Here is a 15,567-nt window from a genome sequence, read left to right as displayed (position 1 = left end):
GAACCTTATCGCGTCAGACACCGCGCGTGAATTAGATCGCATTCAGCACGGCGCCAGGCCCTTGGCGCAGCAAACGCTTCCCAGCCTCGATCAGCCGACGGGCCTGCGACTTGCGATGCTCACCATCGCCGGGCCAGTCACCCTCGCCCAGAACCAAAATGGCAATCTCGCGCAGGCTCGCCCCTGAAGCTTGGGCATCGCAGGCAAGAAGGGACTGATGGTGTCGCATCAGCCGTAACGACACTTCCTCTCGCCGCGCGGGATGGCAGATGCGGCGAATTGCGCGCATCTGCCCGTCCATCCGGGTGTCCGCAGCCATTTCGAAAAGAAGGACGAAGCGGTCTCCTTCGCCAAGGCCACCCAGAATGTCGAGGCGTGCGATCTCTCCCCCGGCGGCGAAGGCCAGATGTTCGACATCCTGACCTTGGATTCGGAGGGCATGGCGTGACCTTAGGTCGAACCAGAGGGGGGCGGCAATTGCAGTCGGCGGCACGACGCGGGCCCGAAGCACGCACGGGTCCGCGGCCGCCGACCAGATCGGCAGGACCTTGGCGCAATCCGACGCCGGATCTTCAGCGAAAGTGCAGCCCCCAGTCTGCAGTGAAGCTGGCGGAAATGACGGCTCCCGTCGGCTGGTCTGCAAGGTCCAGGACCGCGCTACGATAGGCGGGGTCGCGCCGCCTGATTTCCCAGGCAAGCCCGGCACGCCCGCTTCGCGCAAGCGTGCTGAGCCTGTCGAGGCGGGCGCGGCCGGGCACGGTCATCACCCCATCTCACCCATCTGGCCACGTACGAAGAGGTTCGCGGCTTCGACCTGGTCCGACCGCAGGGCGTCGACCGCAGGCAGGTGGCGGGGCACCTCGTCGCTTAGAAGGATGGATGGGCACTGGCCCTCGACATTTCCAAGATTCGGGCGATGCTGCGCATAGCCGACCAAGGCGGCAAGGTCCGGAGAAAAGCCCCGGGCGACAGAGGGCGGGTAGACCAGCCACTGGAGTTCGAAGGGCTTGAGCCATCCGAGGCAGTAGCTGACGATGATCCCGCGGCGCGGAGCGGTGCTTGCGTTGCCGCCCCCGCCATGCAGCGTCGATCCGAGGAACATGAGTGCGTCACCCAAGCCGACATGCGGGACGACGGATTCCTCTTCCGGGAACAATGCGACATCCTGGTCGAGATGGCTGCCGGGCCAGAGCCGGGTGCCTCCGTTCTGACGCGTGAATGGCGTCAGGGGCCACATGACGTTGACGAGATATTCGACACTGCCCTTTGGGCCTTGCCACATGTCCTGGTCGCGATGCGGGAGTTGCGGCAGGGCGCCGGGCGTGATTTCGATCGCCTGGGTAAGATTAAGGGCGATACGCTCGCACCACGGCAGCAGCATTGCTTCGACGATAGCCAGGATCGCCGGATGCATGACGAGGCGCTCGGCCAGGGCCGAGCGGCCAAGCAGCGCGCCGAACCGCCGGGTGCGCTCGCCGTAGAACGGGCCCTGGCATAGAGGGGTCCTGGCAAAGGCGTCGGCAAGGTCCTTTTCGAGCGCCTGCAGATCGGTGGGGGGTAAGGCCCTTGGCAGGAGGGACCAGCCATCCCGATAGAGAGCGGCGGCAAAGCGATCGGCGCTGCTCATGCCACCACCGCCATGTCCGCATCGACATAGGTCTGTGTCCAGGACAGGCGGCGCGGCGTATCCGGATCGATGTGAACGAGAAAGGCACCGACCAGTCCGCCCTGCATGCGAACGGCAGGGCCGAGCGGCTCGGCTCTCCAACCCATGGCGAGCAGTTCCTTGCGGAACGGCTCGGGAAGAACACCGGTATAGCGCTTGATTCCGCGCTGGAGAGCGAGGTCGACGGCGGCGGAGAAGAGTTGGTTGCGCAACGCGCGTCGGCGCGCAGCGCCATGGCGGCGCGGCAGGCACAACCGCGTGCTTTCCCAGGTGCAGCCATCCTCGGGCACGCCGAGCGGGCATAGATCGGGAAAAATTGTGCGGAGCATGTGGGGGCGCTCCGTCGGCAGCAGACGCAGCGAGGCGGCATGGCTACCCTCCGCGTCTGCCACGATGACGTAGAGGGCATCGTCGGTGTCGAACTGGTCCATCTCGAAACGGCCGTCGAGAACCGGGATGTCCCAGCCGAAGAAATCAACGAACAGCGCCTTGCGGTCCACGAACATCGATTGGACGAGGGCATGGCGGGGACGGGAAGACTGATGGTCTAGAATGTGGATCATGCGAGCGCCTCCAATGGTTGGCAGGCGCAAGGAAGCAGGCTGGCGGCGGCGCAGATAGACCGAGCAATTGCTCGGGTTGACAGGTGATCCGGACAATGCGGTCCGGACCTCGCGGGAAAGGCGCCCATGATCTTACCGGCAAGCCTGAAGGCGCCTTTCCCGAAAACGCCCGTGTGAGCGGCGGCCGAGAGATCCTCTCCCCGACGTCAGGCAATCAGGCCTTGTGGAAGGTCACGGTGCGCATTCCCTGCAATGGTACAAACCATGTGAGCGCTGCTCCGCCTTGCGGGCGGGCGGCCCATTTGCGGACAGGGCCGCCATGGGAAATTGCATGCTTGAACTGGCCGCTGGCTTTACCGCGCCAATGCCGCAGGCTGCTGCATGGTACGATGCCAGTCCATGCGCTATGCCGAGCGGGCGCGCATCAGGTCGACGAGCGCCATGCCAAGGTCGCGAGCGTCGCGCGGACCGCAGTCACTGAATGAGTCGGCGGCCCGCCCGCGTCAGGCCAGTTCCTGCACGATCTGCTCTGCCAGGGCGATGGCATCCGGGAAGGACAAAGGCCATTCCGGCAACGGGCTGACTGCCGCGCCGACCACTTCTTCCGGGCGATAGCGTGAAGCGCCGATGTCCGCCCTCACCGCGTCGATATGTTCCTGGCTGGCGCGGCCTTCGAGCATGGCCAGGATCTGCTCGCCCCAGGCCTGGTCCTCCGGTCTGGGCTGCCAGTTGTCCATCACGACCGGATGCCCGTAGCCCGCCAGGACCGCGGCGATGAAGGTCGCGCAGGTCAAGCCCTTCCCGACGGGACCCCGCACGAAACGGCCATCTGGGGTGAATGCCGTGCCGCCAGCATCAAGGCCGTACGGTATCTGCGGATTACCAAGGAGGAGCTGGGACAGATGCGCGGCAAAGACGACCCGGCTGTCATCGGGCAAGCCCAGGTCCGCCCAGCGCAGGTCGGCCCCGAACCGAGCGCGTATCGTGGCATCCCATTGGTCTGCCTGGTCGTCGCGCAAGCTATGATGGAACGCGAGGTGGAGCACGCGAACGCTGCCGTCATCGCGACGATAGAGGAAACCGGCATGCCGGCCCATATCCGTCCCGTGGATGACGACGCCGGCATCCTGAACATCGGCAAATGGCCGTCCTTTTGGCTCCAGCATCTAGCCGAGCAGCCCCTTCAGCAACGCGGCCGCATCCAATCCCCGCGCTTCGAAGGCATCGCGAACGCGCAGGACGAAGGGTTGCCATCGGCTGAGCTTGATGCGGACAGGAAAGGATGAGCGTGCGACCGCGAGCAGCAGATGGCGGCTGGCGGTCGATGCAGGCATGCTGTCGAAAAAGGCGTCGAGGCGTGAATAGGCTTCGAGCGCGATGAGGCTGTTGATGCCCTGGATCGTGGGGACGAGCCGCGCACGCCCATTGGCATCGTCGGAGGCAATCGCATCGAACATCCAGCGGCTGTCGACTGCTGCCGAACCAGGCATCGCGGTGACCAGATGGAACCGATATCCGACTTTCCGACCATGGCCGCCCGCCACTGTCCGGGGCGGCGCGCGCAACTCACGGTCGTCGCGGATATTCAGGACCGGAACGCCGCCACTTAGCCAGTCGAACTCACTATTGTCGAGGTACGACAGGTCCCAGAGCGTCATGAAGCTGGTCTGAGATGAACCAGCGGAAGGCTCGTCCAGCCTCCTTGTTGAAGCTCGAGAGTATTCCAATAGCATCGTCGGTGCCCTTGACTGGATGTTCCTCGAAGAAGTCGCTGTCGATCGTAAATGTCAAGTCGCTGCCCTCCGAAGGGCGGGAGAAAGTCGTCCGGATCTGTGCCTTGCCCACGTCATCGAGCGAAAGCGCCGTCAGCGATGTAGATTCGAGCAACGCCTCGCCCTTGATCTCGTCCTCGCCGAACAGGCCCAGCGCAGACCTGCGAAAAAGATCCTTCCACAGGTAATCGCCCAGCCCCAGCTTCTCACGAGAAACGACGTCGATGTAGCGCAAGCCGATCCGCGTGAATATGGGCACCGCATAGCTGTCGGCAAGGGCGGTGAAGGCGGCCTCGACGTGCTGCACGAATTCCGACCATTGCTTATAATCGGCCGTCGAGATCGCTATGAACTCGCTTCCCAGCGCGATTGTGAAGCGTCGATCTTCCGTTGAGAAGAGATATTGAATCCGCTTGGCCGGCGTCAGCTCATTGGGCACGTTCATCGAAAAGCTGACGACCTCCCGCGTCTCGACAAACGGGTAGCTTGCCCCGAGCTTCTGCTGGAAGGTCGCCGGAATGCCCTCGTCAATCGCGAGAATCCGAGGGAACATGCACTGGCATACCACCTCGACGAGCGGATTGTTCGCGTAGATCACACGCTCGACTTCGGGGAATTTCATCTGCTCGGCTCCTGGACCGGACCTAGCAACAGCGGATCGTGCCGTCCAGTCCGGCCATCCGCCGTGGTTGGCCGTCTTGGCGCGGCGCCACCAAGTGTGCGAACCGTTCTTTTTTCAGGAAAGATGCCCAGAGCGCCCCGTCATCAGCCATGCATGAACCGAGCCGAGGCAAAAATGGGTTTTCGCTCCGTCACCCTTGGCAGGACAGCGGCTCCGCATTGGCCTTGGGGTCCGACCGACCCGCCGGAATACGGGCGGGGCGGCGCCATCCCGCGCCGCCCCGCTCATTTAGTAGTTCAGCGATACTGTCACACCATATGTCCGGGGGGGGGCAAGAAGGGCCACCGTCGGATTGAAGAGCGACTGGCCGACATAATAGGTGATGCGTTCGCTCTTCTCGACGTTCCTGATCCATCCCGTCACGCGATATTTGCTGGAGCGGTCGACCCAGGCAAGCGACAGGTCCGTGCGGGTATAGCTTTTCTGGATGGAGCCCGGCGCGTCGAAGAAATAGGCGTGCTGCCGGGAATAGAATTGCGTTCGCACTTCGGGCGTAAGGCTTCCAAGGTCGCCCAGATCGATCTTGTGCTGGATGCCGCCGGTGATCGTCCATTTCGGCGAGAAAGGCAGGCGGTTTCCGGAATAGTCCACCCCGTCGTTGGTGAATTCCTTGAACTTGGCGTCGAGGTAGCTGATGCTGGCATCGATGGTCGTCCCGCCCGGCAGGTACAGGCCGGTTTCGAACTCGGCGCCACTGATCCGCACTTTTTTTGCAGGTCGGGTGACACTGAGCTGCAGCGGCACCGTCGTACCAGGCGCCGCCGGATTATCGACGTTGATCGTACCGAAGAACTGAAACTGGTAGTTGGAATAATCATAGTGGAAAGCCGTGAGGTTGAGCTTCAATCGGCGGCCGAAGAAGCTGTTCCTGATGCCAGCCTCATATGCCGTGACGCTCTCGGCCGGGAAGGTGCTTGAAAACGTCCCCGGGTTGAAGCCCCCCGCCTTCGAGCCGGTGCTCACCGATCCGAACAGAAGTGAATTGCGGCTCAGATCCGCGTCCACCCCGACCTTCCATGTCACCTTCTTGAAGGTCAGATCATTATTGCCGTCGACAGGGATTTCGTTTCCATTGCTTTGGATCACCTGCGTGAACCCGCGGCTGCTTTGCTTGTCGCGCGTGTAGCGGAGGCCCCCGGTCACACGCACCGTGTCGATGATCGGATATGTAGCCTGGGCGAAGCCCGCGATGGATTTCGTCTGCAGGTTCTTTCGCTCACGCGAGAAGGCCCGCACGCCCTGGACCGCAGCGGGTCCGACCAAAGGCAAATTCGTCAGGGAGTCGCGATAGTCTTGCACCTTGTCGTCGAGATAGAAGGCCCCGACGAGCCATTTCAGGCGGGATTCTTCCGTCGAAGCGATGCGCAATTCGTGAGATTGTGCCTTGTTGAAATCGTCGAGCACCTTGATCCCGACATGCACATAGTCGCCGCCGGTGATCGCGAGGGGAATATTCGATGAGCCCAGGCTTTGGCTGCGCTGCGTCACATGCCGGTAGCCAGGAATGTAGGTCAGGGTTCCGAACGGCAGATCGACATTCAGCTCTGCTCGCACACCGAAGTTCGTCACATTGTTGAAATTCTGGTCCATGTGGGTGTCGCGTGGCGCGCCGGCCCATGGATCCCAAGACGTGTTGGCGCAATAGTTCGGGATGATGACGCCAGCCGGCGTAGCCAGGGCCGGGCCAGCATTTTGCGAGCCGGGCGGGCAAGAGGAGAACCCAGCCCCATTATTTTGCTGCTTGGTGAAGTCGCCGCCAATGAACAGGCGCACGCCGCCCCCGTCATACAAGGCACCGAGGCGCGCCGTCGTCGTATCCTGGTCGTTGAAGCCATCATCTGTATAGCCGCTATGGTAGATGCGTTCGACCGTACCGCGCACCGCCAGTTGCTGGCTCAGCGGCACGTTGAGCATCGCGGCAATGTTGACGCTGTCATAATTTCCGAAACTGCCAGTGATGGACGCGTCCATGGCCCGAGGATCAGGCTTCTTGGTGATGATATTGACAGCGCCGCCCGTAGAATTGCGACCGTAAAGCGTGCCTTGGGGGCCGCGCAATATCTCGATACGGTCTATGTCATAGAGCCCGCCGGGCTGGGAGATCGAATGGGTGATTGGAACGCCGTCGACATTATAGGAAATCGGTGCCTCGCCAACGATCTGGATATTATTGCTGGTGATGCCGCGGATCGACACGTTCATCGAGTTGTTCTGATTGTTCTGAAACTGGGTCGATGGCGCCAGACCCTGTAGATCGGCGACGTTGGCTGTGCCGGTCGACGTAAGATTCCTGCCTGTTATCGCGCTGATTGCAAGCGGCGTATTTTGCAGGGTTTCCGACCTGCGCTGGGCCGTCACGATGATTTCGGGGACACCCACGTCGCTTCTGCTGGGGGTACTTCCCTGAGCCGCCTGATCCTGAGCCCATGCCGGACTGTGCAGCAACGCTCCCATGATGGCAACCGATGCAAATTTTGCCCCTCTCATCCTTCTCTCCCTTAGTTTGCCCATCGTCTTCGACGGAAATGCGGCATCTGGGCCACCTCTCGCACCCGGGTCTCCGGTCTGCTTAGATACGAGTACATATTTTTGATCACTATTACAACCGTCGATAGTCACCATGGGCAATTTCTACCGGCGTGCGACCGACCTGAAGCACAAGCTCGGCTGTGTGCGAATGCACTATATCATGCGGTTGCCAACGGCCCTGCCGCTGTGCCGACCGTTAGCGGAGCGGATCCATGTCCGCCACCAGTGTCAGATATGCAGCCCGAGACGCTGTTGTCCTTGAAGAGGGTGTGAGCGAGAGGAGCGCACATATGGGTTCAATCCGTCCAGCCCGTTCTGCAAGCCTGCCGCCTCGGTGGCTTCTCGGTCTGGTACACCTGCATGGCCCAGGCTCCGTCGCCCTTTCCTGCCGGGAGGCCCCAGTCGCCGTCGCCTCGCGCGCCCTGCTACCTGTCCCGCAGCTGCTACCGAACGGACCGGACAATCCGACGCCCCCCCCCCCGCGGGTCAAACCCCGGTGCCGGAGGAGCCATCTTCCCTTGCCGATGCGCGGCGTACGGGGAGATCATGGCTCTTTGCCATGGCGCAGCTTGCGCGTGACATGGCGAAGGGCGTTCTCCAGATCATCGACATATGTGAACACGACAGGCACGACCAGGAGGCTGAGCGCTGTCGATGTCAACAGACCCCCGATCACCACCACCGCCATCGGTTGCCGGAAACTGGGATCCGAACCTATGCCCAGGGCGGTCGGAAGCATCCCGGCACCCATGGCTATGGTCGTCATCAAGATCGGACGCGCCCGCTTATGGCAGGCGTCCACGATGGCTTCATAGCGTGACATCCCGTGGGTCCGGCGCGCCATGATCGCATATTCGACCAGAAGGATGGAGTTCTTCGTGACAATGCCCATGAGCATCAACAACCCGATAACGGCCGGGAGAGAGAAAGCCATGTGGCAGGCCAGGAGAGCCAGAAGTGCACCGCCCAGCGAAAGCGGGAGCGCAGAAAGGATGGTGGCAGGCTGGACGAAGTCGTGAAAGAGAAGCACGAGCACCGCATAGATGCAGAAAATGCCGACGCCGATTGCGACGGTGAAGCTCTCAAACATTTCGCTGGTCCGCTGGAGTTCGCCTTGCTCCACGAGCCGCACACCTGGCGGAAGCAGCCGCAGCGTCGGCAAGGACCTGGCCTCGCGCATGACCTCGCTCACTGCGCGACCGTTGAGTTCGATCGATAATGTTACATTGCGGCTGCGATCGATCCGATCGATCTGGGCGGGGCCACTGCCGAAGGCGATGTCGCCCAGCGATGCAAGCGCGACCTGTCCCTTTGCTCCCGGCACCCGCAAATTCCCGATCGCATCAAGGTTCGTACGGACAGACGGTGCCATCCGGACACGAATGTCGATCTGGCGTTCGGGAAGGTTCATCTTGGGCAACGAGGCAGAATAATCGCCATAGGTCGCGATGCGCATCACATCGCCGATCGCCTGGCTGGTGATGCCCAAGGATGCTGCCCGTGCATAGTCTGGCCGGATCTGGATCTCCGGTCGCTGGAGCGCGGCACTTGACGTGACATTGCCGATCCCCCGAATGACAGAGCGAATTTCGCGCTCGAGCGATGCGGCCGTGCGGCCCAGCAGCGCTCCATCGTCCGAAGCCAGGACGATATCGAGCTTCTGCCCGCTGCCACTGCCCCCCACGCCGACGCGAACGCCTGGCAGGGCGCGCAATGCCTCCCGCAGCTTGGCCTCGACCGCCGATTGTTTGAGAGGGCGCTCGTCACGCGCCACGAGGTCGACCGTGAGCGACGCGCTGGCAAGGTCCGGTGCAGACGTGGCGCCGCTCATGCTGGCTTGCGTGGCACTGCCGACGGCTGCGAGGACGTGCCGGACTTCAGGAAGACGAGCTATGATCATCTCGGCATCGCGGGAGGCAGCGGCTGTTTCCTCGAGCGTGCTGCCTGGAGGCAGTGTCAGATTGACGATGGTTTGCGCATCATCCTGCGCAGGTATGAAGCCCGACGGCAGCAGGGGGATGAGCGCACATGACCCAACGAGAAAAAGCGCTGCCAGCGTAGCGGTGGTGCGACGACGGGCCAAGGCCTTGGCGACCCACTCCAGATAGCGCTTCATCACCGCACCATCTTCTTCACCTTCGACACCAGGCCTTAGAAAGTAAGCCGCCATCATCGGCGTGAGCAAGCGGGCAACCAGTAGTGACACGAGGACCGCGACGGAGGCGGTGATGCCGAACTCACGAAACAGTTTTCCCGGAATGCCCCCCATGAACGCAGTTGGCAGGAACACGGCCACGAGTGTGAACGTCGTCGCGATCACCGCCAGGCCGATCTCGTCGGCCGCCTCCATCGCCGCCTCATAGGGCGTCTTCCCCATGCGTAGATGACGCTCGATATTCTCGATTTCGACAATGGCGTCGTCGACAAGTATCCCTATGACCAGGGCGATCGACAGGAGGGAGACCACGTTGAGCGAAAAGCCGCACAGATAGATCACTCCAAAGGTCGGGACGATCGACAGAGGCAGGGCCGTTGCAGAGATGATGGTGGCGCGCGCATCGCGCAGGAACCACCAGACGACGATGACCGCCAGGATGGCACCCTCGAAAAGCAGGTGCAGCGAGCTCTCATAATTTTCCTCGATCGGACGAACGGTATCGCTGATTTCCTCGATACGGATTTGCGGATGAGCGCTTTTGAAAGTGTCGATGGCCTGACGCACGCGTGAAGCGACGGCCACATCGCCGAAGCCGAGTGACCGGGTGACCGTAAAAGCCATGATGGGCTTGCCGTCTCTGAAGGCAAGCGTGCTGCGCTGCGCATGACCATCCCGGATCACGGCGACCTGCTCGAGCCTGATCATCCGACCATCCGCCGTAGGGATGCTGATTTGCGACAGCGCGCGCGGGACATGCAGGGCAGCCTGGGTCCTGAACGACTGCCGCTGCCTGCCTATATCAGCCTGCCCACCGGATTCATCCGATTGCATCGCCTTGAGCTTCGCGCTGACATCCGACACGCTTACGCCCAGCCCAGCCATGAGCGCAGGATCCAGATCGATCTCGACCTCGCGGGTCACACCGCCGATCCGCTTGACGCCAGCCACCCCCCTGACGGATTGCAGCGCCTTGGTAATGTCGTTGTCAACAAACCAGGACAGCGCCTCCTCCCCCATGCGACCACCCGAGACCAGATAGGTGAGGGTTGCCGAGCCATTGGCGGTAACCCTCGATACGGTGGGCGTTTGCACGGCTGACGGCAGGGATTGCCGCGCACTGTCTACCGCGTTCCTGACCTCCTGGACCGCTTCGTTGGGGTCCTTGTCGATCTTGAACAGCACTTGGATCGAAACATTCCCTTCGGTGATCGTCGTCGAAACATGGTCGAGATACCGCAGGGAGGTCAGCTTATCTTCGATCTTGCGCGCCACCTCCGTTTCCAGCTGCTCCGGCGCAGCGCCTTCGAGCGAGGCCGTGATCGTCACGGTCGGCTGGTCCATGTCGGGGAACTGTTGCACCTCAAGCTGGCTGAAGCCGAAAATGCCGAAGATCGACAGGAGGACAAACAGGAGGATCGCGGGGACCGGATGCCGGATCGAGAGTGCGGAAATATTCATCGCCCCGCGTTCCCGATGGCGGTCGTGCGCACATGCACACCGTCGCTCAGGAAGGCGGCACCGCTCTCCACGACAAGGACTCTGCCGCTGATGCCGGTGACGGCAACGCGGCCGTCCCGCCTTGCTCCAGGGATGACTTCGCGTTGGCGGACACGCCCGTGCTTCTCGACCGAAAAGACAAAAGCCCGCCCATCGCGCAGGACGAGCGCACAATCTGGCACAGTCATTACGCGCACCAGACCGGTCATCAGCGTCCCGCTCGCGAAGACACCCGATCGCACGCTCGCGTTTGGCGGCAGGGCAACAAACACCAGGCCGCGGCTGGTGTCGCCGTCCACGGTCGGAGCAAGCAGGCGGACGCGCCCATCTACCGTGCCACCCCCAGCCAGGCTGATATGGGCTGGCGCGCCCGGCTGAAGCTGGAGCAGCTGACGCGCATCGAGCTCCGCCTGCCATTCGAGACGCCCCTTCCGGATGATGCGGAACAGTTCGTCACCGGCATTGACGACTTTGCCAAGCAACGCTGTTCGAGACGCGATGATCCCGGCGTCCGGGGCGACGATGCTCGTCTGCGACAATTCGATTTTCGCAGCTTCGAGTTGGGCCTTGGCTGACGCGAGCGTGGCTTGAGCCGTCAGACGGGCAACCTCATATTTTTCGATCTGCTGGCTGGAAAGTGCCCCCCCTGCGCCGATTAGCGAGGCACGGCGAACATCGGAGGCGGCTTGCCCCAGATTGGCGCGTGCTTCTGCTACTTGCGCTTTCAGGCGGGCGACATTGGCCTCCACGCTTTGTGACGCCAGCCGGGCCAGCACGTCGCCGCGCTGGACGCTGGCGCCCACGTCGCGCTCGACCGCGGCAATCCGATAGGGACCCGTTTCCGCGCTTACGACGGCTTCCTGCCAAGGCTTGATCGCACCGCTCGCCGAGACGGTCGATGGCCAGTCGGCCTGCTGCGGAAAAACCGTCCGGACGGTCAGGCTGCTGGCCGCCTGCTTTTCAGAGGTGCCGTTCGAGCCATGGCAGGCAGAAAGAGCCGCCAGGCAGCCGAACGCGGACAGCTTGCAGGCATGGCCCAAGGAACGGTAGATCATGGTGCAGGAGATCTCGATGCGGGAAGGGAGCTTTCGGGGCCGGCGTTCTCGCTCCAGCCCCCGCCGGCCGCTTTGTAGAGTGCAATCCAGTAACGGACGCTCATGGTCCGCAGAGACGCGAGGCTGATCTGGGCGTCGAGCGCGTTGCGGCGGGCCGTCTCGCGATCAAGCATGTTCGTGCTTCCCGCCTCGAACTGGCGGATGGCGGCTTGGAAATTGGCGGCATAGCCTGCCGCTGCCCGCGCGGCGTCTTGCTCTCGGTCCCGCGCAACTGCCAGCCGGACCAATGCCTGCTCCACGTCCAGCACCGCTTCGCGAACAGTCTGGCGGTAGGTCGCGAGCTGCAGGTCGAAGGCCGCATGCGCGCTGCGGAGATTGGCCCGCCGACGACCGGCGTCGAACAAGGGAAGAGACAGCGAGGGCCCGAATGACCATTGTCGAATAGCGTCGCTCGCCGACACGGAGCCGGATAGCGAAAGACTGGGATACAAGTCGGCGACCGCGACGCCGATCCCGGCACTCGCGGCAGCCAGTTCGCGTTCCTGGGAGACGATGTCGGGACGTCGACGCAAAAGGTCGGCTGGAACCTTGGCCAAGTCCATGAGCCCGGGACGCGGAAGCTGCCGCGTGCGCCCGCGCAGCAACCGACGCAATTCAGGCTCGCCGCTGGCTGTGAGCGAAACAAGGCTCTTCAACAGCACGTCGCATTGGCCCTGCTGGTCGAGAAGCGACGATCGCATGCTGGCGGCGGCCGCATCGGCCAGATCGGCTTCGGCCGGCGCAGTGAAACCGGCGGACGCGCTTGCGCGTGTGAACCTAGCGGTATCCTGCTGCGAACGCGCCTGACCCACATAGATTTCTTCGAGGATCTCGCATCCTCGATACTGTATGTAGAGATCGGCAACTTCCGCCGTGAGCGATAGATGGGCGTCGGCGAGGTCCGCAGCCCTGGCTTCCACCTTCGCTTTCGCGCCCTGCACCGTGCGGCGATACTTGCCGAAGAGGTCGACCTCCCAACTCGCGTCCAGGCTCCCCTGCTTACCCCCGGTCGCCGTCTGCGCGCCGAAAACAGAGCCGGCGACCGTCTGTCCCGCTTGCGAATAGGCGATCGCGCCGTTGAGCGCGGGAGCCATTGACGATCGATCCGACGAGAGCGTCGCACGCGCCTGCAATATCCGGGCGACGGCCTGATCGACGCTTGGACTGTTCCTTGCCGCGCGTGACTGCAGTTCCAGCAAAATCGGATCGTGCAGACTTTCCCAGCCCACCTTCAAGCCGACAGCGACAGCCTGCCCCGGGACCTGCGCGATCCATCGATTTTCCAAGCGATCGGTCGGATGCTGGTACTGCGGACCGAGCGTGCAGGCGGCGCTGGCCGCTATAAGGCTCAAGGGGATAAGGCGTCGGACTGGCACTTTTTGGATTCCATCGCGGGCGAGCGGCGCCCGCAGACCACCTATCCGCAAAAGATGTTCACTTGTGTGCCGCCGAGGTAAAGTTGCGCAAAACCCACGTTAAGAAATGTAAATGTTGGCGCAGGGAGGCAAGGATGCTGTCATCGTCGGATCAAGGAGCGCCTGTAAGATCATGTCGACCGTCCTGCTGATCGACGACGATCGGGAACTCTCGGCCATGCTGTGCGAGTATCTGGCGCGGGAGGGCTTGGTGGCGAGCGCTGTCCATGATGGCGAAAACGGCGCCAAAGAGGCGCTTTCGAGCACTTATGACATCATCATCCTCGACGTGATGATGCCCCGGCTCTCTGGAATCGAGGTTCTGCGGCGTATCCGGCGCACCAGCGAGGTGCCCATTCTTCTTCTCACGGCCCGAGGGGACGATATCGACCGAATCGCGGGCCTCGACCTTGGTGCGGACGATTATGTTCCCAAGCCATGTTCGCCAGGGGAACTAGTGGCCCGGATCCGCGCCATATTGCGACGTACCAGCCGAGACAGGCGACAAGACAACCCCGCCCAGGCCATCGAAAGCGGCGACCTGTGCCTCTGGCCGGGAAGCCGCAGGGCGGAATGGCGGGGCGAACCGCTGGACCTGACGGGAATAGAATTTAATTTGCTCGAGGAGCTCGCTCGCCACGCCGGACAGTTGGTCGCCAAGGATCAGCTGTCGCTGAATGCGCTTGGCCGTCCCCTCACTGCCTATGATCGCCGCATTGACGTGCACTTGAGCAGCATTAGGCAGAAGCTCGGGCAGCGATCCGATGGCCAGTCCTGGATATTGAGCGTGCGCGGCAAAGGCTATCAGCTGGCGTGTACATGATCTCGAGTCGACTTTTTCGAAAGCTCTTCTTCAGTTTTTTCCTGGCAACGATCGCCTCGTTCGCAATCGGCGCGGCGATCGTAGGTTCGAACCAGCGTGGGATGCATGGGCCGTCGGGGATTGCCGACCATGCGTTGTTCGAGGCCACCCGGCAGATCCTGCGTAGCGACGGGCTAGATGCCGTTTTGCCATTGCTACGACAGCAATCCGCTCGGACTGGCGTCCTGGCGCTATATGACAGGCGAGGCCACTGGATCGCAGGCAATCGGGAGCTGACCGACGACACTTCCACGGTCCTCGTTCGTTCGGGAGACCAAGTCTATCGGCTTGTTGGCACGGCCCACAGGCCATTCCAATTCTTCCTGGGGGTGCCGTTTCTGGCCGGCGCGGTTGTCAGCCTCCTGTTCAGCCTCGCCATAGCCTGGCGACTGGCTCGACCGCTTACGCGCCTGAGCGAGGGCTTCCGATCTCTTGGCGAAGGTAAGTTGGGCACGCGGCTGTATCTGGCATCGCGGGGACCGCCAGATGAGATTCATCGGCTCGCCGCAGATTTTGACAAGATGGCCGAGCAGCTGCAGCGCCTGGCAGATACGCATCAGCGCTTCTTTCACGACATTTCGCACGAGCTGCGCTCGCCATTGGCTCGGCTCGAGGTGGTCGTAGGCCTGCTGCGCCAGTCACCCGAGAGCCTCGGCTCGATGCTGCCGCGGATCACCCACGAGATCGGGCGACTGGATTGCCTCATCGAGGAACTGCTAACCTTGGCGCGACTCAGGTCGGGCGTCATGGGCGCGCCTGCCGAGCGGCTCGATGTGGTGGACTTGCTCGGCGCCATCGTAGAGGACGCCCATTTCGAAGCTCAATCCATCGGTTGTGCCGTTCGATTGCTCGCCGACAGTCCCTATGTCATGAAAGTCCATGGCGAGCTTCTATACCGTGCCTTCGAAAATGTGATCCGCAACGCCGTCCGGCATGCGCCCGCCGGCAGCGTCGTCACGGTGCATTCACGCACGGATGCAAATGGGCTGGAAATCGCTGTTGTCGACCAGGGTCCAGGGGTTCCTGCCGATACGATCGAGATGATCTTCGAGCCGTTCAGGAGAATTGAGGAAATCGAGCAATCCAGCCGGGGCTTTGGGCTGGGACTGGCAATCGCCAAGCACGCCGTCGAAGCGCATGAGGGTACGATCCGCGCGTCTGTCGGCGATCATGTGCCGGGGTTGACCGTCACGATCAATCTGCCCAGGCTCCCTTCCGCCGCTTGCGCTTTCGAGTAGCGGCAAGGGATATGAGGCAGTGCCCCACAGGACAGCGTAACGGCGATGGCATCGCAAACGATCGGCCTGAACGCAGACCCCGCCCTGGCGG

General features: G+C 62.5%; 13 protein-coding genes. 2 read left to right on the top strand and 11 right to left on the bottom strand.

The window, feature by feature from the left end:
• Nucleotides 1-31: 31 nt before the first annotated feature.
• From ASE85_RS22620 to ASE85_RS16925, 11 genes are all read right to left on the bottom strand, one after another.
• Nucleotides 32-511, bottom strand: a complete 480-nt coding sequence (locus ASE85_RS22620) for a DNA -binding domain-containing protein (RefSeq protein ID WP_162237477.1) — start codon at nucleotides 509-511, stop codon at nucleotides 32-34.
• 61 nt (nucleotides 512-572) lie between these two features.
• A complete protein-coding gene (locus ASE85_RS23420; protein WP_056691021.1) occupies nucleotides 573-764 on the bottom strand; it encodes a transcriptional regulator domain-containing protein in 192 nt (63 codons plus the stop codon).
• Nucleotides 764-1,627 (bottom strand): phytanoyl-CoA dioxygenase family protein, encoded by an 864-nt coding sequence (locus tag ASE85_RS16965; RefSeq protein ID WP_056691018.1) that lies wholly within the window; start codon nucleotides 1,625-1,627, stop codon nucleotides 764-766. Before ASE85_RS16965 ends, ASE85_RS23420 begins: the two co-directional genes overlap by 1 nt.
• Nucleotides 1,624-2,229, bottom strand: coding sequence for an acyl-homoserine-lactone synthase (locus ASE85_RS16960; RefSeq protein WP_056691015.1), 606 nt, complete (start codon nucleotides 2,227-2,229; stop codon nucleotides 1,624-1,626). The genes ASE85_RS16965 and ASE85_RS16960 overlap by 4 nt, the downstream gene beginning before the upstream one ends.
• A gap of 503 nt (nucleotides 2,230-2,732) precedes the next feature.
• Nucleotides 2,733-3,326 (bottom strand): hypothetical protein, encoded by a 594-nt coding sequence (locus ASE85_RS16955; protein ID WP_156358399.1) that lies wholly within the window; start codon nucleotides 3,324-3,326, stop codon nucleotides 2,733-2,735.
• 69 nt (nucleotides 3,327-3,395) lie between these two features.
• Nucleotides 3,396-3,887, bottom strand: coding sequence for a hypothetical protein (locus tag ASE85_RS16950; RefSeq protein ID WP_056691006.1), 492 nt, complete (start codon nucleotides 3,885-3,887; stop codon nucleotides 3,396-3,398).
• Nucleotides 3,853-4,623 carry a TIGR04255 family protein gene (locus tag ASE85_RS16945; RefSeq protein WP_056691003.1) on the bottom strand — a complete coding sequence of 257 codons (771 nt, stop codon included), beginning with the start codon at nucleotides 4,621-4,623 and terminating at the stop codon, nucleotides 3,853-3,855. The genes ASE85_RS16950 and ASE85_RS16945 overlap by 35 nt, the downstream gene beginning before the upstream one ends.
• Nucleotides 4,624-4,911: 288 nt before the next feature.
• Nucleotides 4,912-7,170: a TonB-dependent receptor gene (locus ASE85_RS16940; protein WP_162237476.1), complete on the bottom strand. Its 2,259-nt coding sequence runs from the start codon at nucleotides 7,168-7,170 to the stop codon at nucleotides 4,912-4,914.
• 586 nt (nucleotides 7,171-7,756) lie between these two features.
• Nucleotides 7,757-10,828, bottom strand: coding sequence for an efflux RND transporter permease subunit (locus ASE85_RS16935; protein WP_056690996.1), 3,072 nt, complete (start codon nucleotides 10,826-10,828; stop codon nucleotides 7,757-7,759).
• A complete protein-coding gene (locus ASE85_RS16930) occupies nucleotides 10,825-11,907 on the bottom strand; it encodes an efflux RND transporter periplasmic adaptor subunit (protein ID WP_162237475.1) in 1,083 nt (360 codons plus the stop codon). Before ASE85_RS16930 ends, ASE85_RS16935 begins: the two co-directional genes overlap by 4 nt.
• 11 nt (nucleotides 11,908-11,918) lie before the next feature.
• A complete protein-coding gene (locus ASE85_RS16925) occupies nucleotides 11,919-13,313 on the bottom strand; it encodes an efflux transporter outer membrane subunit (RefSeq protein ID WP_235523590.1) in 1,395 nt (464 codons plus the stop codon).
• Between the two features lie 196 nt (nucleotides 13,314-13,509).
• On the opposite strand from ASE85_RS16925, the gene ASE85_RS16920 reads away from it, so the two are divergent.
• Complete coding sequence (locus ASE85_RS16920) at nucleotides 13,510-14,199, top strand: response regulator (RefSeq protein ID WP_056691323.1); 690 nt, start codon at nucleotides 13,510-13,512, stop codon at nucleotides 14,197-14,199.
• Nucleotides 14,196-15,476: a HAMP domain-containing sensor histidine kinase gene (locus ASE85_RS16915; RefSeq protein WP_056690988.1), complete on the top strand. Its 1,281-nt coding sequence runs from the start codon at nucleotides 14,196-14,198 to the stop codon at nucleotides 15,474-15,476. Before ASE85_RS16920 ends, ASE85_RS16915 begins: the two co-directional genes overlap by 4 nt.
• Nucleotides 15,477-15,567: the final 91 nt, after the last annotated feature.

The sequence above is a fragment of the Sphingobium sp. Leaf26 genome, assembly GCF_001421665.1.
Taxonomy (GTDB): domain Bacteria; phylum Pseudomonadota; class Alphaproteobacteria; order Sphingomonadales; family Sphingomonadaceae; genus Sphingobium.
The sequence above is the reverse complement of the archived record's forward strand: the minus strand, read 5'-3'. Positions and strand labels throughout refer to the sequence as shown.